We start from the raw sequence: 19,773 nt of genomic DNA, 5'->3' as shown, positions 1-19,773 counted from the left end.
AGCGAATTTATCAGCGAAATTATCAGTGAATTTCTTCCGCTGGATAGAACCCGCATGAACACTGGGGGACGCCCGAAGAGGCAGCGAATTTGCAGGGGAGCAACAGGGACTGCAATCGAAACGATCCTCGCAGCGTCATCGTCATCGTCATCGCCATCGCCATCGCCATCGTGCCGTCTCTCCCACGCCATCCTGCTCTCTCGTTGGTACCCCGACTCTGAGCCAGGTGTCAATAGTCGTACCGTCGCTCGCTGTGGAAATCGGTTTTGACTTTGGGCTGTTTGGTGTAGCTGATTGCCGAGTGCTGAAGGCTGCTTTCCCTGTAACCCATCCGCTGGCTGAATGCTGAGTGCTGACTGCTTGTTTTTTCGGCTCTTCGCTTTACCGCTTCAGCAAATACATCAACGCCGCCGCAATCGCCACCAGCAGCGCCATGAAGATCCATAATTTGTTGCTGCTCTCAAAGCGAGGCTCAGACGAGGGCGCGACGCCCACGTCACCGGCTGCGGGAATCGCCGGTTGTGAAAGGAGGCTTTTCGACGACGTGCTCGTTACGTTCACCTTAACGTTAAATCCGCCAGCTTTTCCGCCCTTCTGGACTAGATCCGCGACCATCGCTGACAGCTTATCGTTGTGGAGCATCGCCCCAACGAGCGAGGTTAACTTGTCGTCAATCTTCTGCTGAACTTCCTCGCGCGTGGCTCCTTCCAGGTTTTCAGAAGATCCTTCCTCCGCCCGGGCAATGAATCCACCTCCGGGTTTCGCCTCGATTCGGTATCGAAACGTGGTTGTGGTTGTCTTGATGTCCATAGCGTCCACCCAGTTCACTAGTTTTGCCGATGAGCGATCAGGCCGCGAGTTACGAAGGTACTGGGATTGCCAGGGTTTCGGCGGTTTGGTTTAGCTGATCGCTGAATGCCGAGTTGCCGTCTCTGGTGTTCCACCCACCCGAATTTGTTGAGACGCGTTGACAGGATTGTGTCACAAAACGATAGGGTGTACGGTCTTAGCGAGTACGACCGGCAGGTTCGGAAATGCAGAACTCGAAAATGAAGGAGACAATCATGAAAATCGTGGTCATCGGCGGCAGTGGACTCATCGGATCAAAGCTTGTCACCAAGCTTCGTGAGCATGAGCACGAAGCGATAGCCGCGTCACCTGATTCCGGCGTCAACACCCTCACCGGCGAGGGACTGGCCGAAGCGCTGAAGGGTGCATCGGTAGTGGTTGACGTAACTAATTCTCCCTCCTGGGAGGATGCGGCAGTGATGAATTTCTTCGAAACATCAACTCGCAACCTCCTCACCAATGAAGCGGCCGCAGGCGTAGGACATCACGTTGCGTTATCCGTCGTGGGGACCCAGCGGCTGTCCGAAAGCGGTTACTTCCGCGCCAAGATCGCTCAGGAGAAACTGATTAAAGAATCTTCAATCCCCTACTCCATCGTCCAGGCAACGCAGTTCTTCGAATTCGTCAAAGGACTTGCCGACATATCCATGGTTGGCGACAAGGCGCATTTGCCTCCTGTGCTTTTCCAGCCGATGGCTGCCGACGATGTCGCGACTGCCCTGGGCAGGATCGCGGTAGGCCCGCCGGTAAATGGCACGGTCGAAATAGCGGGGCCGGAACAGTTTCGCGTGGATGAACTAGTCCGGCGACGTTTGGCCCAGCTCGGAGATCCTCGCGATGTCGTCGCTGATCCGAATGCGCTCTACTCTGGGGCGAAGGTCAACGACCGAACATTGGTTCCGGGGAATAACGCGCAACTCGGAGAGACTCGCTTCGAAACTTGGGTCAATCAGCCTACAGGTCAGGTCCCTCATGCGAAATCGCAACCGGCAGCATGATTCCATGGTCGCTCATTAATGGTCGCTCATTAGTAGTCCGCTACGCGCCGGTTCAGCCAAGGCGGCTTCAACGGTGAAGCAGTACCGGCGCGTGAGTTTTTGTTAACTGGCGAAGAGCTAACCCACATGCAAATCATGGGGCTTATCGCCCCGGTAAGCGAAAGGTTAATTCCATGACGATAAAGAAACTGAGTTTGATGCTGGTATGCCTCATAGCTGGCACGCTCATGGCTCAGGAAGCTAAAGTGACGGAGCTTTTCTCAAAAGACCTGGCGGACTTTCCTGGCAAAGAGGGTCTGATGATCACAGTGGAATATCCGCCGGGCAGTATGGATCCAATCCATCGCCACAATGCACATGGGTTTATTTATGTGTTGGAGGGCTCGATCGTGATGCAGGTGAGAGGCGGAAAGGAAGTTACGCTGACACCTGGTCAAACCTTCTATGAAGGTCCCAACGATGTTCATGTCGTTGGGCGGAACGCAAGCCAGACCCAACCGGCGAAATTCGTCGTGGTCTTCGTGAAGGACAAAGGCGCTCCGGTGTTAGTTCCAGCGAAGTGATCACGAATCGCCAGCACACCAGAAACGAGATCCAAAATGGAAAATCTATTCGCCGGTGATCGCATCAGTCTTACCTTCGACGACACACCTTGCGATCAGATAACTGCCACTATATCGCGCACGTTATCTGATGCAGAGGAGGGGCTTGGGCCGGAGATCGAAGACTATATTTGTTACTGGTTAGAAATCAGTCGTGAAGGAGACATATGCGGAGCCATAGACAACGTAGTGTTGATGACGAACGGCCGCTATGCGTTTGATGGACGGTTCGTCACGATCCGCAAGATTCCGTGGGACTGATTCCAGATGAACCGTTCTTCTCGGAGTGAAGCAGCGCGCTGTGCATCTGCCGGTGCTGGCGCGTAACCGGCGCCCAATACTTGGCGTGACTTTGAGATTGCAGCGAGTTTGCTCGGTCTCATGATCCACATGATCTGACCGATGCCTTGCGCCGGGCCTGACCACGCACCGGGACTCACCACGTCAGATCCCAACCGGCCCCTTGTCTGAGTTTTGGATTGGCTCCACTCTGGCTAAGCGGTGAAAGCGTCAGTCCGGGTATCGCTACAGACCGACCATAAATGCGATGGAAACCAGCGTGTATTTCGCATTGGTGGAGGCTGATTGCGCGACCATCGTGTGCCCTCCTGGTCCGCAAAGGATAGCACTGCGCTAAGGAATGAGCGGGCCACCCGTCCTATTTGCCCTGGAAGCGAATAACCAGATTAGCTTCCTGCTCATTCGGCTGGCCATTGCACATTGCGGGCGAAAAGGTCCAGGATCGCGCGGTCTTCAGGGCTTCTTCATTCAGATCCGGACGATCAGAATTCTCAATGGCAGCTTCCCGCACTTTGCCATCGAAGCCAATAACGGCATGCACGACGACCTCCGCAACCGCTCCGCCATTCCCGGCTGCCGGCTGTGGCATCGACTGGCCAAAGGCGCGGCGATACGTCGTGCAGCGCATCCCAATGCTCGCTGCCGGCGGCGGGGTGAACATATCCGGACTCAGCCCGTCGGTAAGCACCCGCCGCGTCAACTGGACATCCAGAACCAGCGTCCCATTTCGGTACTGCTGCATGTGGCCGGGGTACTTAGCGCCGACAAAATCGTAGAATGCCGAGTTCTCCAGCTCCATATTGGCCGACCGGACATAGATCTGCGCTCCGCTATGCACGTCAAAGCAGAACTCGTTGTTGAAGGTATCCGGACCGCGAATGGTGTCGAACTCCACGCACTGCGCCTCCACGCCTTTGTGAGTGGTCTTCTTGATCTCGCGGATCACGTCCTCGTGATCGAGGTGCCATAACTGAACCGGGAAAAGCCTCAACATCTCGCGGAATTCCGGAGGCAGCACGCGCGATGGCCCGATGAAGGCGACGCGATCGGGCAGCTCAATCTGGACCAGATGAAAGTCGGTCGAGCTGAACTCCTCCCGGGTGCCCGTCGGACCGGCAAACACTCGGCTGTAACCGCCCTCGCGCATCGATCCATCCGCGCCCAGGGCATGAAACGTAAGCACAGTCTCATTAACGATTGGAGCCGACTGCTTCGGAGCGCTCACTTCCTGAGCGCGCTCCACCAGTTCAAAGGCCCGCGCGCGCAGCTGAGCATCTTCAGCAACGGAAACGGAAACAAGGAAGGCACAAACGGCAACAGCACCGAGGAAGCGCATCTGGAAGCCCCTACTGTTGCTGGAAGACTCCAAGCAGCAGCAACAATCCCGAAATTGTACTCCGGAAAGCTTTGGGCTGCCGGGACCCCGCCGAAGGGTGCGGCACCCGGCATTCAGAAATAAAAGAGCCAAAGTGAGCAATTCAGCTCAGTTGCTCTTCTGTCCCGGTCGCAAGATCAGCTAACTACATTGAAGGAAGCCCTTCCACTGAACGGGCCATCGAGGCGAACGGGTGGCCCGTTATTTTGCTATTTCCTACTTTGACGCTGTATGAACCGCGGTTGCACGCATAGTCCAGCATACGTCTCGTCAGCATGCTTTCGCGGACGGATTCGCTTGGGTGAAGTCGAAGCAGCGTTCACCCGGACTAGTGGCGCGTCGTTTCAGCGCTCCGTTGGTAGCGATCGGTCCGAATCGCACAGGACCCAAGAATCGGGCAAAAGCGTCCTTTTTTCGACCTCAGATCGGCAAAAGGAGGACTGTGTTGCGAATCAGCCCATCAATATAACCTTCGGCCTGAACCTGCGTCACGTGAATAGTAGAGGGATGAGCGGCAGAGTTTCGCCCGTTTAACTTCTCGACGTAGACCTTGTACAGGTCTCCATTGATGATCCCAGCTGAGTTACAAACCTCAATGACTTCTCGCTCGGCCATCTCATCTGCGAAGTCTTCATATTTTTTGATCACGGGCAGATCTGCGGATTTCCACTTTTTGGGATAACGAATCGGCAACCTGTTGTTGAACTCAGTAAGCTTATGCTTCAGGACATATTGGCAGAGGTGGTAAAAGGCAATATTCCAAACCATGATGATGGCCGCGCGCCCAGCATCATGGCGAAGACAGATCAGAGCCTCCTTCATGATGTCTTTCTCTCCAATATCGGGGACGACCTTGACCAGATCTTTGACCATCTGGCGGATGTTCAGGGTAATGTCATGTTCACCGTAGAGTCCGTCGTACTTAGCGCGGAACTTGCCCTCACAGAAGTAGCCATCTTTGTCCTTAAGTAATTCTCGGCCTTCCATCTCCGAGAAATATTGACTGGTGTTGCTCGGTTGGTAAGAAAGGGTCTTGTAGCACCAGTTGATGTCTCCCGTTGTGAAGCGAGGTTTCTTTCGCAGAAAATGTTGAAGCCACGCAAACAGTCGAATTTTGTATGCGTGGCCCAAGTCTGCGAAGCCACTTATCCTGGTTACATGGGTCTTGAGGTCATCCTCATCGCTCACGCTGCCCTGACTCCCATATTCGCGACGTACTGGATGCCTTGCCAATTAACCTTGTATCCCGCACCCTTTTCCTTAGTTAGGAAATGTCGTTTGTTCTTCAGGTCCCGAAGTGGCTGACTGTGATCTACCGGCATCTGAGCCTTCCACCCCAAGTTGTCGAACGCGGTGTAGATGTGATGAATCGTGAATTCTTCAATTTGGAGATGTTCTTTCAACCACACTGCGACTGCGATGTATCTTTCGCTCATCTCTGTGGGAGACCCTTTCTCCGCGATGAAATCAGCCAGAGGCTTCGTAGCCTTAGTTAGGTCGAGATCATCCAGAAACTTCGGGGCACGGAAGCTATAGGTCCGTTTCTGACGATCTGCCTCGCGGTCGGAAAGCGCTTCATCCGGTTGCTCGTCATCGATTTCTTCGCTGAGATCCTGACTGTTCGCATCAGCGGGAATTCGATTTCCGCTTGAGGTGGTTCTGCAACTGCGGCACTCGCCCCCTTAGAGACGGAGAGTGAACGTGCAGGCGCGTTAGCTAACATCCGACCCGACAGAGCACTGGCAATCGATTTGAGGCCTTGTGCAACCGCCTCAACCGCATCAGGGGCCGCCTCCACATCAATGTCCATGTAGCGATCATCGTCGGCGTAGCGGAATTTGACCCGCCCGCTTCCATTTCCATTCGTATTCTTCTGAATGAGCTTCTTCATCGAGATAGAACAATCCTTCCTGCTGAAAGCGAGATGCGCGATCAGCAAATTCAAACGTAAGAGTGATTAGCGTTTTTGCGGAAGGTAAAAGTCATCGGAGTCTGGGGACTGGCCTTAGGCCCTCACCCCGCCGAGACAGAGAGTCTGGAACAACTCTGTTCTAACGCTAATCCTATTATACAACAGCAAAGCAATCTCAGTGTACGGCTAGGTTCGACGAAGAAACCGGCTGCCCTCCCTTTGGACTTGCTTTTAGTTGACTTACCCACAAAGAGAGTGCGCCCTACTCTCCGTCCACCGCGGCGGAGAGGGTGGCAGCGACGATGTGTGCGACTCCTGGTGTTGAATTCAATTGCGCACACCATCCCGTTTTGGTCGAGGCGACCTACGCCCCGGCTGCGGAAGCCAGCTCGGCGGATGACTTTGCCGGAGCCAGAGCGATCAGGGCTATCCCGATCGGAGCAAAGATTGCCGAGGCAGTGAGCAGGCCTGCGCGGTCGCTCGCAGGATGGATTGCCATCAGCGCCATTACCGTGGCGTGAGCAAGGTTCGCCCATCCTGCGTAGGCGATGAGGCTGCGATACGCGGATGGATTACGCACTGCCAGGAGCAAAAAGAATCCGAGCGTCACATAAAGGCTCATCATCATCGCATCACCTGGCGGCTCATTTCCTGGCCGCCATAGGTACATCACGATGGGATAAAGAAATGCCACAAAGACTAATCCCACCAACAACAATACTGTCTTGAGTGCTCGTTCTCGAATCATTTGCGCCTCCTATCCCATTCCATCGGGGCAAATCGGGTTCGAATGTTAGTTCAGGTGCGGCCAAAACCAACAACCACCATTCAGGCGGCGGTGGCCAGGGGCTGTCTCTCCTTCGCGCCGACGATGATCAGCCACAACATGATAGCTAGCTCGCCGAGCAGTGCTGGGAAGACCCAATTTGACACTCTCTGCTCGTATTGCGGCCACAAGATGCCGGTGACGCTGGTCGCCAGATAGGCGAAGCAGTTGAGCATGAGCCAGACGCCCAGGATGCGGGGAATGAAGCGCGACTTGTACACCAGCAGGCCGAAGGGAAACAGCCAGAGTCCCCAGAAGACCGAGTTGGCGCGGACTCCCTGGCCATGCATGCGGAGGAAGACCATGACGAGCGCGTCGCGCTGTGGCTTGTCGAAGACGGAGAGGAAGTCTGCGCCGCGGGCGAGCAGCAGCGCAGCGGCGTCGTTGACGGTGTTAACGAAATAGATAGGCGTGACCACCAGCGCGCCCAGGATTACCACCAGCCGGGCCAGTCCTTCGTCCACTCCCTTGAACAGCCGGTAGAGTGCCAGCGTGAGAAAGATGGCCATGGTTGCGGTGAACAGATCGCTGAGCATGCCGAGGCGGAAAAGCGTCTCGTGGGTGGCGATGTTGTTGGCCGTGGCGCTGGCACTACCGGCGACAAACAACTTGTTGGGAATGTAAATGAGGCGCAGGGGAGCAGTCAGGAGTGTGAGATAGAGAAGCCCTGCGATGCGGGCGTTGCGTTTGAGCGGAGTCATGCGTGCTCCTTTGGGGGTAAAAGATAGCATTCGGCAGAGGCGTGTGGCCCAGCCTCCTTGTTTGTGCTTCAGTACGGAATTTCCAGAAGTGGGGAGTGGCGTTCTGATGGGCGGGTGGCCCACTCTTTTCCCGTTTCGGGCTTATGCATCAGACTCCCATGTAAAGGGTGCCCCACTCTCGCGGTCTTTGCGAGGGTGGGATTAGGAGGAAATTAATAACTCCGGCAGTTGACTCTCGCCGTTGTTGGACAGTCTCCGTGCAAGTCTACTATCGTCAGGACCGATGACGAGACGAACCAAAATCAAGCCTGACATCATGCATCCACGTAATCCCACCCTCGCGAAAATCGCGCGAGAGCCGGGCACCCATTGTCTGGGAGTCTGATGCAAGAACCAAAACGGGAAAGGCGGGCCACCCGCCCGTGCCGCTTCAGACCTGCAGCGTCAAACTCTTGTCGAACAGCGCCAACTCCTCTGTTGTGGGTGTTTGGAATGCTTTTGCCCACTCGAGGAACTGCTCTCGTTTTATCGGCGGAGTTTCCATGCCTCGGCGTTGGACTCGCTCGAAGAGGAGATCGATCGGGGCGGAGAGATAGTGCAGCTCAACCGCAGCTCCAAGCTCTCGTGCTCGGAGCCGCAGCGCGTTTCGTTCTGATCTTCCCCAGGTGCCCCACTCGATGACTACCGTCACACCCGATGGAAGAAGCTGCTGTGCGAGTTGCCATTGCAGAGCCTCAATCTGGGCGCGCTTCGCTTCGTCCCAAAGATTGAGCGACAGAGCATCCATCCATTCGTCGGGCGCAAGACGGACGGCGCCGAGCGTGGCCTCAAGCTGTTTGGCATGCGTCGTTTTACCGGAGCCGGGCAAGCCGCAGACGATGATCAATCTTCCGCCAGTTTTTGCCACCAGGAGATTATGGCTTGTAAATCCGGTTAGCAGCGAGCTTCTGAGTTCCCTAGGAAAATCGGGGCACGGCGTGGGCTGGTCATTGGGATTCACTTTTGATAGAACGGCTTTGCCACAGCGGAGATCCTTTGTTTTTGTTCGTCGCTCAGGAACAGGATGTCGAGGCTCGTCTCAGAATTGAACATCTTTGCGAACACTCTAGACGCTCGATCGCGAAGAATGACGAGCCCGCCCGCGTTCGCATCCAGCGCCAGGACAACCTTTATCTCGGGGGATTCGCCATATCTGGCGCGAACCAGATATGCCTTATGCAGGGTGGTGCTCGTCGCGAAGCGATCAAGCAAGCGTTGTTTGAATTCCTTTTCGACCTCTCCATCCTGTTCACCAAGGAAGGTCACATTCGGGACATGGATTTCCTTCTGCCGGTTCTGTCGGAACCACTTCATCGCCGATCCATTAACTTACGTTAGCGCGAAGCCGAATCTATCTCAAGCTCCCAAGAGCACATTGGACTTCACTTCGATCGTTGGTGCAATCCTGCTGACTCGTCGAGATGACTCCAGCCCGTCGGCTGAGGCACTGCGGGAGCGATATGTCCCATGGAAACTCGAGATTATGGTGGAAGTGTCACGATGTCAAAATCGATTTCGACTTCATCCTCGCTGCGCGCATCCCTGCACATGCGACCATTCTGCGCCACTGTTCCCCCGTCCTACGTCAAGGCAACAATCTCATAGTCTCCAATTGCCGGGACCTCGAAGCTGACGATTCCGTCCTGCTGTTGGAATGTTACGGGCGTTCCCGAGCGCAAAGCGCGAGCGCTCTTTATCGGGCGTCCATCGGTTCGGAATCGGACCTGTTGGGGACCGAGTGGATAAGCTCGCCGAATATACCCGTGTGTGGCATTTGGATTCGTATAGTTCAGGATGTGCAGCGCATATCCTGACTCGGTCTCCCACGCGAACGTCTCAACCAGCCCCGCACCTTTAACCGAGACAACAGGATCTGGCCCGCGAACCCAGTTGACGGCGTTCTGCAAAAGGCGGCTGAAATCTTCGCCGCCCGAGCGCCAGCAGGTTCGGTCCACATCGCCGGCGAAGTATGCGATGCGTGACTTTCCCGTTTCCCGGAACACCGCTGCAGGCTCGCTTGTATGAGGTGTACGAGCGTAGACCATTTCTGGCGGAAAGGCAGGATAGGCGGGAACGATGCTGAGCACGAGCGGCGACGATTCTGCCCGAATTAGCACACGATTCTCAGGGCCGGGAAGGAGAGCCGTCCCTTTGAAATCATCGACAGCTGGATGTGGCTTTTCGATTCGCGCATAGCTATTGCCGTGCGGTCCAATTACTTCCCCAGTCACGTGCGCGCCGAAAATGTCAGCCAATTGAAAGTCTGAGCGCAAGGTGCCCCATTCGTCATAGCGAGAAGTTTCGAAAGTCCCCAGCAACGATCCGCCACCATTCACATAATTACGAATCGCCTCACAGTTCCGATCACTGAGATAGGCGGCATTGGGAATCAGCAGCGCGCGGTACTTCTTTAGAGTTGTCTCGTCGAGATTGCTTTCGTGGATAAAATCAAAGACGAAGCGCCCTTCGAGCAGCGCGTAGTAGAGCCCCTGCAGATAGTCGGTGGGACCGCCACGGTAGCGCGGCCGGTGCGATTCCGGTCTTGAATAAAACGCAACCGTGCGCTGTGGATACAAGACTGCCAAATCGGCGACCGAAGTCCGATTCCTGAAATGGGCTTCATTCTCCGCGATCCAGGTGAAAAAAGAACGTCCAACTTCACGCCAGCGCGTGTCTTCAGGAGAGCCTCCAAGCCAGTGAAACCATGGAACCATGCCACTCGCGGTAGTTTGTGCAAGCCACATCGTCAGCTCGGCCGGGGTTTTAGAGACATGCCGCCAATTCGGCTGAGCGTTCGCATACGCACCCGCGACATTAGTAATCGTGCGGCCCTGCATCACGGAATTGGCGACTCTGCCTTGCTGAGCGCAAATCCAGATGGGAGTGTCGCCGGAGCGGCCTTGATGATCTGCGTTAAACCAGGCCGCAGCCTGACTTATTTCGGTTAGATCCTTGATCGTGTCGAGTCCACCTCCCAAATTGCCGACGTAAACCGATTGCTGGTTTTTCTCTCGCGCAATCTGATCCCAAAGACGCCAGATCGCGAGCACGCGATCCATGTACGCCTTGTAGTACTTGCGATAGAGGGGATTGGAAGCGTCGGTCTCCTCTGGCGGAGCACCGCCGAGTTGATCGAACAACTTGCGACAGTTTTCGCAGTAGCACACCCGCAGCGCACCGGTAGAAGGCCAGCCGTTCGTGAAGAAACCGTCCACGGGATAGTGCTGGTTAATTTCGCGGTAGATCGCCGCCATCTGTTCGGTGAAGTAGGTGCTGAACATGCAGGTGGAGAAGAGCCATGGCGATTCAGCGTGTGGACGGGGCGAGCCGTCACGATTGCGCTCAAACCATTCGGGATGGGCTTTCAGCGCGTCCTCGTAAGCAAGATTGCAATCCATGCGTGCCACCGCGCGGATGCCGCGCCGCTTCATGGCAGCCACCATTTCGCCGAACAGATCTCGAGCGCCGAGGAACTCACTGCGATGCTGATACGGAATCTGAGTAGGATAAAAAGCGACTATTCCCCCACCGTTCAAAAGCACCGCATCGACCTTGAGGGACGCCCAGTAGTCTCCCCAGGCATTCGCGTCCATCGTGAGCGGATCGCGCTCGTTGTAGTTGATCTGACCGCAGCGCTGCATCGTTGCATACCAGGGCTTCGAACCATCTTCCCGCTCTGAAACTGCGGCGCCAAGAAATTCTGTCGGTCGTGCCACAACGGATGCAGCCGTCATGAAAAGAAACGAGCGTCGGTCCATGAGTCCTCTCCAGGGTCGAGCACAAGTCTTTGCGCGGTTCAGTGTAGAAGTTGAGAGCAGAAAAATCGAGAAGTCGGCCACCCGCCCGACTCTGTGCGATGTGTGGTTCTGTTACGTGTCGCCCCGGAAATCATAGAAGACACGAATGAGGTTGCCATCAAGATCGGCGGCCATGAACTCGCGCAGCTTCCACGGTTTGTCCTCAGGCTCGGAAACGATCTTGGCTTGCGCGGCCTTCCACTGGGCGAAGAGTTTGTCCACCTCAGCCTTGCTGTCGAGATTGAGCCAGAAAAGGATAGGGCCTAGGTTGCCGTGGGACTCTCGGAAGGAGCGATTGGTGATAAACAGTCTGCAATTGCCCCTGGAGATGCCGGCGATGCCGCCTTGGTCGTTCCCCCAATCGAAGGTGAAGCCCAGCGTGTTGACGTAGTAGGCTGCGGCTTTGTCGACGTTGGCCGCGGGGATTTCCGGGACAGGAGCGGGGAACATCATGGGGTTGCGGGGTTCATCGTAGCATGAGCCAAGCGGCTCTGACATGAGTTCCATTATGGGACGACAAATCCCTGCAGGATCCATGATCTTTTTTCGCATATCGCCGGGTGTGGCGAAAGGCTATTCGGACAAAACCATACACACACTCAGAGAATCTTTTGGATTGAGCTTGGCGTTCAGAGCCTGGCAGCCCTGGCGTACAATCACCCAATAAGAAAATCTAGGCTCACCGAGGGAAGTTGGACCCAGCCTGCAGCTTCTGACTCTTAGTGGCGGAGTGGGAGTTTGTCTCGAATGTCGCCAATCAACTGTGATTGCAGCTTGCTTCCCGCAGTGACGGAGATCGATGACACCGCGTTCGCACATCATCGCACGTGTCAAGACACTATCTGTATCTCTGGCAGTTTGTTTTGCTCTGTCCGCATGCCACTCCTCATCGACAAGTTCCGCTCCGACCATCGTCTTTAGCAGGGTTCCCGCGGCAGACCAGGAGAGTCCCGGTAAAACAGACATGATCGAGGGTCGTGCCACGGCGGCTCGACCCGGGCAGCGCATCGTGCTGTATGCAAAGGTCAATGGACGATGGGCTGTACACCCGCGGTCTGGCCAGCGGTTCACGAATATCGAGAGCGATGGCCGATGGAAGAGTTCGATCCAACTGGGATTACAGTATGCCGCTCTGTTGGTTGATCCGGACTGCGATCCGCCTGAGCAAACCGAATCGCTGCCTGTCGTCGGCCACGGCGTGGTGGCGCTGGCGGTCATCGACGGTCGAGGGGCGGCTCCTGTATTTCCGTCTCCCAAGACACTGAGATTTAGCGGATACGAATGGACGACGAGCACAGGACCAATCTTCCGTGCCGGCTCAAGAAACTTCTTCGATCCTGCGAACGTCTGGACGGACAACAGCGGCGCACTCCATCTTCGCATCTCGGGAAGCCCGGGAAAATGGACTGCCGCGGAGTTGAAGCTTACGCGCAGCCTGGGATACGGGACGTACCGCTTCCAGGTGCGCGATGTTTCTCATCTCGAGCCTTCTGCTGTTCTGACTCTTATCACCTGGGATGGCGTTGGCACAGAGAGGAACCGCCGCGAGCTTGACGTTGAGCTCTCTCGTTGGGGGTACATTGATAATGATAATGCGCACTATGTCGTCCAGCCTTATTACGTTCCGGCTAACATTCTTAGATTTCGAGTGCCGGTTGGTGTGTTCACGCATTCCTTTCGGTGGGAACCGGGACAGGTAACTTTTTCAACTGTAGCCGGATCGGGCAATGCAATCGGCGGACGTCTGATCAACCAGCACGTCTTTACATCAGGAGTCCCTTCCCCGGGGGGCGAATCGGTGCGTATCGCCTTATATGTATTCCAGATGGGCATCCCGCTGAAAGACGAAAATGAGATCGTAATCGACAAGTTCGAGTATCTTCCGTGATTTGTTGGTTAAAGCCAATTCGATCGATCCTGGTTGGCATCGCGCTGTTGTTTCTCTCGAGCGACGCACCCGCACTCGACCCCAATCGTCTACCGTCACAGTACGTCCGCGAGGAGTGGACTGCCGGGAACAGATTTCCCGGTGGCGCGGTGAACGCGATCGCGCAAACTGCGGATGGATACCTCTGGATTGGGACCGACAAGGGTCTCATCCGCTTCGACGGTTTTAGTTTCACGCCTGTCTCATTTACGTCCCCCACCACCGCTGCGAACGTTCCCATATTGCAACTGCTTACGGATGCCGACGGCGGAAGACTATGGATCCGTCCACAGGGCGCCGATGTCGTACGCCAAAAAGACGGCAAATTTGAGAGCATCAGATACGGTGCAGAAGTACTCACCTCCCAGATCACTGCGGCGGCAAAAGACAGCAATGGCGGAGTCCTTGTTTCAGACATCACCGAAGGGACATTCCGCTTCACGGGAGATGAGGTTCGGAAACTGGCAGCGCCCTCCGTCTTACCCGGATCATCGCCAGTAATCTCCATTGCAGAAGCAGCCCAAGGCAAAATTTGGATGGGCACACTTGGTGCCGGCCTCTTTTTTCTTGCCCACGGACGAGCCACCAAAGTCAACGCAGGATTGCCCGACCGAAAGATCAATTGTCTGCTGCCGATCGGTAATGAAGAGTTGTGGGTCGGCACCGACAACGGCTCGTATCGCGGGAACGACAAAGGCTTTCGTCGAGCTGAATTGCCGTCCCTCGGCAGTGTCCAGGTTTTGAGTCTCCTGCGGGATCGTGACTCGAATATCTGGGTGGGCACAGCGCGCGGGCTCCTGCGTATCAATGAGAAAGGCATTTCCTTCTCAGAAGAAAATGAGCTTCGCGGAAACGGCGGTATTAACGCCCTGTTTGAGGATCGCGAGGGAAATCTTTGGATTGGAGGTGCCCAAGGCCTGGTCCGCATCCGCAACAGCGCCTTTGTGACCTATTCACGAACCACAGGGCTTCCCTCTGAGCGCTACGGACCCATCTATGTTGACGCTGATAATCGCACCTGGTTCGCTTCTGCCCGGGGTGGGCTGTATGTACTCCAGAATGGCCGTGTTCAATCTCTCATATCCGCTGTACCCGCAAATGATGTCGTCTATTCCATCAGTGGCAGCGGCGACGAGGTCTGGCTCGGACGTCAACGCGGCGGGCTCACCGGTCTCCAGTTTCGGAATGGGAGGACAAGGAGCCAGAGCTATACAGAGGCAAATGGACTCGCTCAAAACAGCGTCTATGCCGTCTATCGGAGCCGTGATGGTTCTGTGTGGGCCGGCACTCTGAGTGGTGGCGTCAGCAAATTCAAAGATGGGCGCTTCACAACCTACACGACGGCTGACGGCCTCGCTTCCAATACGGTCTCTTCCATCCTCGAAACTCGCGATCGTGCAATGTGGTTTGCGACATCCAATGGGCTGAGTTCCTTTTCCAACGGTCACTGGCGAACCTATTCGACACATGATGGTTTGCCTTCTCCAGTTGTGAACTGCCTTTTGGAGGATTCATCGGGAACTCTCTGGAGCGGAACCTCTGGTGGTCTCGCTTTTTCAGCCTCTGATCATTTTCAAGCTCCTCCTCAATCGCCCGAGGTTTTGCGTGAACAAATATTCGGGGTTACAGAAGACAAGAATGGATGGTTTTGGATCGCGACCTCAAATCATGTCTTGCGGGTAAGTCGCGCCAAGCTTATCCGCGGCAGTATCCAGGCAGCCGATGTTCACGAGTACGGACCTGCGGACGGGCTGCCGAGCACCGAAGGAGTCAATCGGAGCAGGTCTGTAATTACCGACCCTCAGGGAAGAATTTGGTTTTCCCTAAATCGCGGTCTTTCGGTTGTTGATCCATCTCAACTGGTTGAGAGTTCGGCGCCGGCGATAGCTCACATTGAGACAGTGTCCATGGATGGCGCCGCGATCAACCGTACAAGTCCCATCCGCGTTTCCGCTTCTCATAAGCGAATTACATTTGCGTACACGGCTCTGAGTCTGGCTGTGCCGGAGCGCATTCGTTTTCGATATCTGGTTGATAACTTCGACAAGACCTGGAGTGAGCCCGTCGCTGCTCGCGAGGCTGTTTACACGAACCTGTCTCCGGGGTCTTATCGGTTCCGCGTTGTTGCCAGCAACAGTTTCGGTGAATGGAATGGCTCCGAGAGCGCAGTCATATTCGAAGTTGCGCCTGCCCTCTGGCAGACCTGGTGGTTCCGCTCTGCCTTGCTCGTGCTTGCAGGATTTATGGCGTTACTCGTGCACCGACACCATTTGCATCGACTTACGCAGGAATTAAACATGCGATTCGAGGAACGTCTTGCGGAGCGGACGCGGATTGCGCAGGAGTTACATGACACGCTATTGCAGGGATTCCTCAGTGCTTCCATGCAGCTTCATGTGGCGGAGGAGCGGTTGCCTGAGACTTCGCCCGCGAAACCACTGGTCCGTCGTGTTCTCGAGCTGATGCAGGATGTGATCGAGGAAGGCCGAAATGCACTTCGCGGTCTTCGCTCGCCCGGTAACACTCCAGGCGAACTGGATGAGGCATTCTCCCGCGTCCCAGAAGAATTGGGATCCAGGGGAGCGGTAAACTTTCGCGTGATCGTGGAAGGCCAGCCGCGTCTCCTGCGCCCGTTCATTCGCGATGATGTCTATCGCATGGGGCGAGAAGCCCTGGTAAACGCATTTCGCCATGCCCGGGCGAATAACATCCAGCTAGAGCTCGAATATGGACTCAGGAACTTACGGGTGCTCGTGCGCGACGACGGCTGCGGAATCGACGATCACGTGTTACGTGCGGGTCGGGATGGACATTGGGGACTTCCAGGCATCCGGGAGCGCGCGGAGAGAATCGGCGCTCGTCTCAGGGTCTGGAGCCGGCCGGCCCATGGTACAGAAATCGAACTTTGTATTCCGGCAGACATTGCTTTCGAATCGAACTCCGTCGCTCGGAGAACGAATTGGCTTACCAGGTTCTATGCGCCTAAGCTTAAGCCACCTTCGGATACCGCAAAACGAGTTGGATGAATTGTTGCTTACGGGCGTGTCTTTTTGAACTGATATCTTCCGTTCCAGGACGGTGCTGCTTTTTCAATTCCTTTAAGTCGTTCGTATTGAGCAACCAGTGCAGCCCTCAATCGGTTCTGAGCGTCTTTCCGGGACAGGAGCGGGGAACGTCATGGGGTTGTGGGGTTCATCGTAGCATGAGCCACGCGGCTCAGACAGAAGTTCCATTATGGGACGAAAAAATCCCTGCAGGATCCCTGATCTTCTTTCGGATATCGCCGAGAAAGAGCGCTAAAACGAGAAGAATGTAGAGGTTCGGCGGAAATCGACAGAGATCCCTGTTAAATCCCTGCCTGGGAACGAATTTTGCAAATTTTGGGCAAGATTCAGCGCTTTCCGACGTCATCGCGAAAAAGTCCTGTAATTGTCGCTGTTCTTTCGGAATTCCCACGGAATCTTTTGCAACCTTTCGTAACGAACTTGGCCCTTCGTCAGACGCCAAAGCCTCGTCACTACGCCCGGGGCCCTGTGAGCCACAGCACTCATGGCTCGCCGTTTGTTTTTGTTGAAAAGCGAGGAGATGAGCAGCTTTTCGACGAGTTCACCTCGCTGGCGAGATACGTGCTACTGGCAAGCTCGGGATATTGCGCTCGTCTTCAAAGTTGGGAGCGCGGGAAGACTCTTGTGGACGACGTGCCTCAATACGATCAACTTCGGTCAACCGAAATAACGGACGAGGATGGGTTGACCTACTCAGCTTTGGCGACGGCAGTAAGCCGACGCGCGCCGCTGGTGGCGCTCAGTCTCGCGATCGTCGTGTTGTTCCAGGGATGCACGAAAGTTATCCAGGATCGTGCTCGCATCAATTCCGTCGCGCTGTTTTGCGGACGTATACTGCACCAATCAGCAAAGCTCGGCGAGAGCGTCCATCGCTCCCCATCATCCTACAATGGGAATGAGTTGAGCGCGGAGACTGGGCAGCACTAAGAAACACTCGGACGAAAAGGACAATTACGATTCCAGTCGTGGAATCAACTGCCTATGAAAACAAAGAAAGTTATCAACGAAGCCCACAAGTTTGCGAAGCCATTCCGTATCACCGACGGAGAGAAGTTTACGTTAAAGGATTTTGATCCGGGCGAAACCTTAAGACTCAAGTCCGCGGATAGACCGCGGGTCAAAGAAGCGATGGAAGTCGGTATTGGCGTGCTTGCGGAATTGCAGGACATGCTCTACGCGCAGGACAAATGGGGCTTGCTCCTTATCTTTCAAGCCATGGACGCCGCCGGCAAGGATGGTGCCATCAAGCACGTTATGTCCGGCGTGAACCCGCAGGGTTGCCAGGTCTTCTCCTTCAAGGCTCCATCCGCCGAGGACCTCGATCACGATTATCTCTGGCGCTGCGTGAAATGCCTCCCCAATCGCGGGCACATCGGCATCTTCAACCGCAGCTACTACGAGGAGACGCTCGTCGTCCGTGTGCATCCTGAATTTCTCGCAAAGGAGAGAATTCCACCGTCGCTCATTACGAAGCGCATTTGGGAGGAGCGCTTCCAGGATATCCGCAGTTTCGAACGCTACCTCCACCGCAACGGCATCGCGGTCGTGAAATTCTTTCTCCATCTTTCGAAGAACGAACAGAAGCGCCGCTTCCTCGAACGCGCGGATACTCCCGAAAAGAATTGGAAGTTTTCCCCCTCGGACATGGCAGAACGCGGCTTCTGGGATCAGTACCAGAACGCTTACGAGGACATGATTCGCAACACCGCCACCAAGGATAGCCCTTGGTATGTCGTGCCTGCGGACAACAAGTGGTTCAGTCGCGTGATTGTTGCTTCGGCCATCATCGACACTCTGGCCTCTCTTGATCTGGCGTACCCCAGCGTTGACAAGGAAAAACTCAAGGAAATCGCCGAAGCGAAAGAGATCCTTTTGAAGTCGAAGTAAGGCGCTCGCTCCACTCGTGCAGAGAATGAGTACTGGGTTAGTTTGACGATTGATCCACGACAAGAACCCCAACGACATTGTGAAACTGTCATCCCTCGCGCATTCTTTGTGCGGGGGATCTGTTTTTTGTGTTCACCGAGAGACAGCAGATCCCCCAGTCCGCAGTGAAATTATTGACGACATAAGCCCTGTCTCGCTGCGGACTGAGGGATGACAGTGTCTGGAGTGCCTAAGCAAAATGTCTAATTCCTCATCAGGATTTCCTGATTCACCTGTCACTTGCCAAATTCTGTTCGTCTACGGCTCTTACGACAAACACTCTCACGCAAGCCCTCGATGACGGAGGGCACTGTAACTGCCTAGCTCCAAAGTGCAATACGGCAATAGCAGCGGCAGATGCTGGATTGGAATCACGAATGCTTAAACCAGGGAAGAAGTTGGCCTATGAAAGGTGGAGCAGAGGTGCCGAGGTCTTGCCCAGCGTGAAAACTAAGCTGATATCGCTGCTCCTTACCGCTGTGTTCCTCTGCCTTGGCGCCGTGTGGGCCTTCGCTGTGAACACGGAGTTGAGGAATGAGCCGGCGACACAGGCGAACGCCGTACTTGCCGCACCAGCTGCTGTGACCGCTGAACCAGAGGAACACGGCCCTTCGCAAAAAGCCGTAGAGATCGCCAGGCCGTTTGGTTTCCCAATCACGAATTCCATGGTCGTGAGCTGGATTGTTGCCGTGGGCCTCATCGTCTTTGCTCAAGTGGCTACGCGGCACATGAAGTCAGTTCCCGACGGAATCCAGAATTTCTGGGAATGGCTGGTGGAGGGACTGTACACATTTCTCGAAGGCATCATCGGGCCACATCTGGTGAAGCGAACGTTCTGGTTCTTCGCGAGCATTTTCATTTTCATCCTCTCCGCGAATTGGCTGGGGCTGATTCCCGGTGTGGGAACTATCGGTTGGGGACATCAGGGGGCGCATGGTTTCAGGATCGACGAGCCGCTGTTCCGCGGCGCGAACGCGGATGTGAACCTGACACTTGCTATGGCCCTGGTCTTTTTTGCCTGCTGGATTGTCTGGGCACTGCGGGAAGACGGTTTGATCGGATTTCTCAAAGAGCTGTTTGCGCCCAAAGGCGAGACTGACGGGTTCATGAAAGTGGTCATGGTGGTCGTGTTCTTTGCCGCGGGCTGCTTGGAAATTATTTCGATTTTATTCCGGCCTATCTCGCTTAGTTTTCGTCTCTACGGAAACGTGTTCGCGGGAGAAAACATGCTGGACGCGATGAGCACGCTGATTCCTAATCTGGGATGGCTGTTGCCGGTTCCATTCTATTTTATGGAGTTGATGGTTGGTCTGGTTCAGGCCCTGGTGTTCATGTTGCTGACCGCTGTCTTCACGCTGCTTATCTGCCAGCGTGAGGCGGAGGAGCCAGCCACTTCACCGGCCTGACGAATTAATAATCGGCGGCTTGGCCGTGTTCAATCGCGGGAGCCGTCGGA

At 55.2% G+C, this 19,773-nt stretch carries 20 protein-coding genes; 8 read left to right on the top strand and 12 right to left on the bottom strand.

All coding sequences use genetic code 11. The features are described 5' to 3' along the window. The coding region (locus VNX88_22025; GenBank protein HWY71361.1) for a hypothetical protein at positions 1 to 191 on the bottom strand (191 nt) is incomplete at its 3' end. Between the two features lie 190 nt (positions 192 to 381). Continuing rightward, positions 382 to 810, bottom strand: coding sequence for a hypothetical protein (locus tag VNX88_22020; protein ID HWY71360.1), 429 nt, complete (start codon positions 808 to 810; stop codon positions 382 to 384). A 254-nt stretch (positions 811 to 1,064) separates the two neighbouring features. On the opposite strand from VNX88_22020, the gene VNX88_22015 reads away from it, so the two are divergent. The 3 genes from VNX88_22015 (at position 1,065) to VNX88_22005 (ending at position 2,710) form a co-directional block, all read left to right on the top strand. Next, positions 1,065 to 1,847: an SDR family oxidoreductase gene (locus VNX88_22015; GenBank protein HWY71359.1), complete on the top strand. Its 783-nt coding sequence runs from the start codon at positions 1,065 to 1,067 to the stop codon at positions 1,845 to 1,847. A gap of 173 nt (positions 1,848 to 2,020) precedes the next feature. Next, complete coding sequence (locus tag VNX88_22010) at positions 2,021 to 2,410, top strand: cupin domain-containing protein (protein HWY71358.1); 390 nt, start codon at positions 2,021 to 2,023, stop codon at positions 2,408 to 2,410. A 36-nt stretch (positions 2,411 to 2,446) separates the two neighbouring features. Then, positions 2,447 to 2,710 (top strand): hypothetical protein, encoded by a 264-nt coding sequence (locus tag VNX88_22005; GenBank protein HWY71357.1) that lies wholly within the window; start codon positions 2,447 to 2,449, stop codon positions 2,708 to 2,710. A gap of 397 nt (positions 2,711 to 3,107) precedes the next feature. Here the strand turns inward: VNX88_22005 and VNX88_22000 are convergent, their stop codons facing one another. The 10 genes from VNX88_22000 to VNX88_21955 form a co-directional block, all read right to left on the bottom strand. Next, positions 3,108 to 4,085 carry a TonB family protein gene (locus VNX88_22000; GenBank protein HWY71356.1) on the bottom strand — a complete coding sequence of 326 codons (978 nt, stop codon included), beginning with the start codon at positions 4,083 to 4,085 and terminating at the stop codon, positions 3,108 to 3,110. A gap of 459 nt (positions 4,086 to 4,544) precedes the next feature. Beyond that, positions 4,545 to 5,312 (bottom strand): hypothetical protein, encoded by a 768-nt coding sequence (locus tag VNX88_21995; protein HWY71355.1) that lies wholly within the window; start codon positions 5,310 to 5,312, stop codon positions 4,545 to 4,547. Continuing rightward, positions 5,309 to 5,560 carry a hypothetical protein gene (locus tag VNX88_21990; protein ID HWY71354.1) on the bottom strand — a complete coding sequence of 84 codons (252 nt, stop codon included), beginning with the start codon at positions 5,558 to 5,560 and terminating at the stop codon, positions 5,309 to 5,311. The genes VNX88_21995 and VNX88_21990 overlap by 4 nt, the downstream gene beginning before the upstream one ends. A gap of 56 nt (positions 5,561 to 5,616) precedes the next feature. Next, a complete protein-coding gene (locus VNX88_21985) occupies positions 5,617 to 6,015 on the bottom strand; it encodes a hypothetical protein (GenBank protein ID HWY71353.1) in 399 nt (132 codons plus the stop codon). A 385-nt stretch (positions 6,016 to 6,400) separates the two neighbouring features. Then, complete coding sequence (locus VNX88_21980; GenBank protein HWY71352.1) at positions 6,401 to 6,784, bottom strand: DUF6632 domain-containing protein; 384 nt, start codon at positions 6,782 to 6,784, stop codon at positions 6,401 to 6,403. Positions 6,785 to 6,864: 80 nt separating this feature from the next. Next, complete coding sequence (locus VNX88_21975; protein ID HWY71351.1) at positions 6,865 to 7,563, bottom strand: DUF4386 domain-containing protein; 699 nt, start codon at positions 7,561 to 7,563, stop codon at positions 6,865 to 6,867. Positions 7,564 to 7,993: 430 nt separating this feature from the next. Then, positions 7,994 to 8,470, bottom strand: coding sequence for an AAA family ATPase (locus VNX88_21970; protein HWY71350.1), 477 nt, complete (start codon positions 8,468 to 8,470; stop codon positions 7,994 to 7,996). Positions 8,471 to 8,559: 89 nt separating this feature from the next. After that, a complete protein-coding gene (locus VNX88_21965) occupies positions 8,560 to 8,916 on the bottom strand; it encodes an enhanced serine sensitivity protein SseB C-terminal domain-containing protein (GenBank protein ID HWY71349.1) in 357 nt (118 codons plus the stop codon). Positions 8,917 to 9,182: 266 nt separating this feature from the next. Continuing rightward, complete coding sequence (locus tag VNX88_21960) at positions 9,183 to 11,360, bottom strand: alpha-amylase family protein (protein ID HWY71348.1); 2,178 nt, start codon at positions 11,358 to 11,360, stop codon at positions 9,183 to 9,185. Between the two features lie 111 nt (positions 11,361 to 11,471). Beyond that, positions 11,472 to 11,906, bottom strand: a complete 435-nt coding sequence (locus VNX88_21955) for a VOC family protein (GenBank protein ID HWY71347.1) — start codon at positions 11,904 to 11,906, stop codon at positions 11,472 to 11,474. Positions 11,907 to 12,363: 457 nt separating this feature from the next. On the opposite strand from VNX88_21955, the gene VNX88_21950 reads away from it, so the two are divergent. From VNX88_21950 to atpB, 5 genes are all read left to right on the top strand, one after another. Next, complete coding sequence (locus tag VNX88_21950) at positions 12,364 to 13,287, top strand: hypothetical protein (protein HWY71346.1); 924 nt, start codon at positions 12,364 to 12,366, stop codon at positions 13,285 to 13,287. Beyond that, a complete protein-coding gene (locus VNX88_21945; GenBank protein ID HWY71345.1) occupies positions 13,284 to 16,352 on the top strand; it encodes a two-component regulator propeller domain-containing protein in 3,069 nt (1,022 codons plus the stop codon). The genes VNX88_21950 and VNX88_21945 overlap by 4 nt, the downstream gene beginning before the upstream one ends. 507 nt (positions 16,353 to 16,859) lie before the next feature. Then, positions 16,860 to 17,318, top strand: a complete 459-nt coding sequence (locus tag VNX88_21940) for a hypothetical protein (protein HWY71344.1) — start codon at positions 16,860 to 16,862, stop codon at positions 17,316 to 17,318. A gap of 54 nt (positions 17,319 to 17,372) precedes the next feature. Further along, a complete protein-coding gene (locus VNX88_21935) occupies positions 17,373 to 18,278 on the top strand; it encodes a polyphosphate kinase 2 family protein (GenBank protein HWY71343.1) in 906 nt (301 codons plus the stop codon). Between the two features lie 482 nt (positions 18,279 to 18,760). Further along, positions 18,761 to 19,723 (top strand): F0F1 ATP synthase subunit A, encoded by a 963-nt coding sequence (gene atpB, locus VNX88_21930; protein ID HWY71342.1) that lies wholly within the window; start codon positions 18,761 to 18,763, stop codon positions 19,721 to 19,723. The last annotated feature ends 50 nt before the right edge of the window (positions 19,724 to 19,773 follow it).

This window comes from Terriglobales bacterium (assembly GCA_035567895.1).
Lineage (GTDB): Bacteria > Acidobacteriota > Terriglobia > Terriglobales > Acidobacteriaceae > Gp1-AA112.
The sequence above is the reverse complement of the archived record's forward strand: the minus strand, read 5'-3'. Positions and strand labels throughout refer to the sequence as shown.

Bases quoted from the DNA above. Each gene is read 5' to 3' on its own strand.
- VNX88_21955 (HWY71347.1), bottom strand. From the start codon at position 11,906: ATGGAACTCATGTCAGAGCCGCTTGGCTCATGCTACGATGAACCCCGC.
- VNX88_21950 (HWY71346.1), top strand. From the start codon at position 12,364: ATGATCGAGGGTCGTGCCACGGCGGCTCGACCCGGGCAGCGCATCGTG.
- VNX88_21935 (HWY71343.1), top strand. From the start codon at position 17,373: ATGAAAACAAAGAAAGTTATCAACGAAGCCCACAAGTTTGCGAAGCCA.
- VNX88_21960 (HWY71348.1), bottom strand. From the start codon at position 11,360: ATGGACCGACGCTCGTTTCTTTTCATGACGGCTGCATCCGTTGTGGCA.
- VNX88_21990 (HWY71354.1), bottom strand. From the start codon at position 5,560: ATGAGCGAAAGATACATCGCAGTCGCAGTGTGGTTGAAAGAACATCTC.
- VNX88_21965 (HWY71349.1), bottom strand. From the start codon at position 8,916: ATGAAGTGGTTCCGACAGAACCGGCAGAAGGAAATCCATGTCCCGAAT.
- VNX88_22010 (HWY71358.1), top strand. From the start codon at position 2,021: ATGACGATAAAGAAACTGAGTTTGATGCTGGTATGCCTCATAGCTGGC.
- VNX88_21980 (HWY71352.1), bottom strand. From the start codon at position 6,784: ATGATTCGAGAACGAGCACTCAAGACAGTATTGTTGTTGGTGGGATTA.
- VNX88_22000 (HWY71356.1), bottom strand. From the start codon at position 4,085: ATGCGCTTCCTCGGTGCTGTTGCCGTTTGTGCCTTCCTTGTTTCCGTT.
- VNX88_22005 (HWY71357.1), top strand. From the start codon at position 2,447: ATGGAAAATCTATTCGCCGGTGATCGCATCAGTCTTACCTTCGACGAC.
- VNX88_22020 (HWY71360.1), bottom strand. From the start codon at position 810: ATGGACATCAAGACAACCACAACCACGTTTCGATACCGAATCGAGGCG.
- VNX88_22015 (HWY71359.1), top strand. From the start codon at position 1,065: ATGAAAATCGTGGTCATCGGCGGCAGTGGACTCATCGGATCAAAGCTT.
- VNX88_21985 (HWY71353.1), bottom strand. From the start codon at position 6,015: ATGAAGAAGCTCATTCAGAAGAATACGAATGGAAATGGAAGCGGGCGG.
- VNX88_21975 (HWY71351.1), bottom strand. From the start codon at position 7,563: ATGACTCCGCTCAAACGCAACGCCCGCATCGCAGGGCTTCTCTATCTC.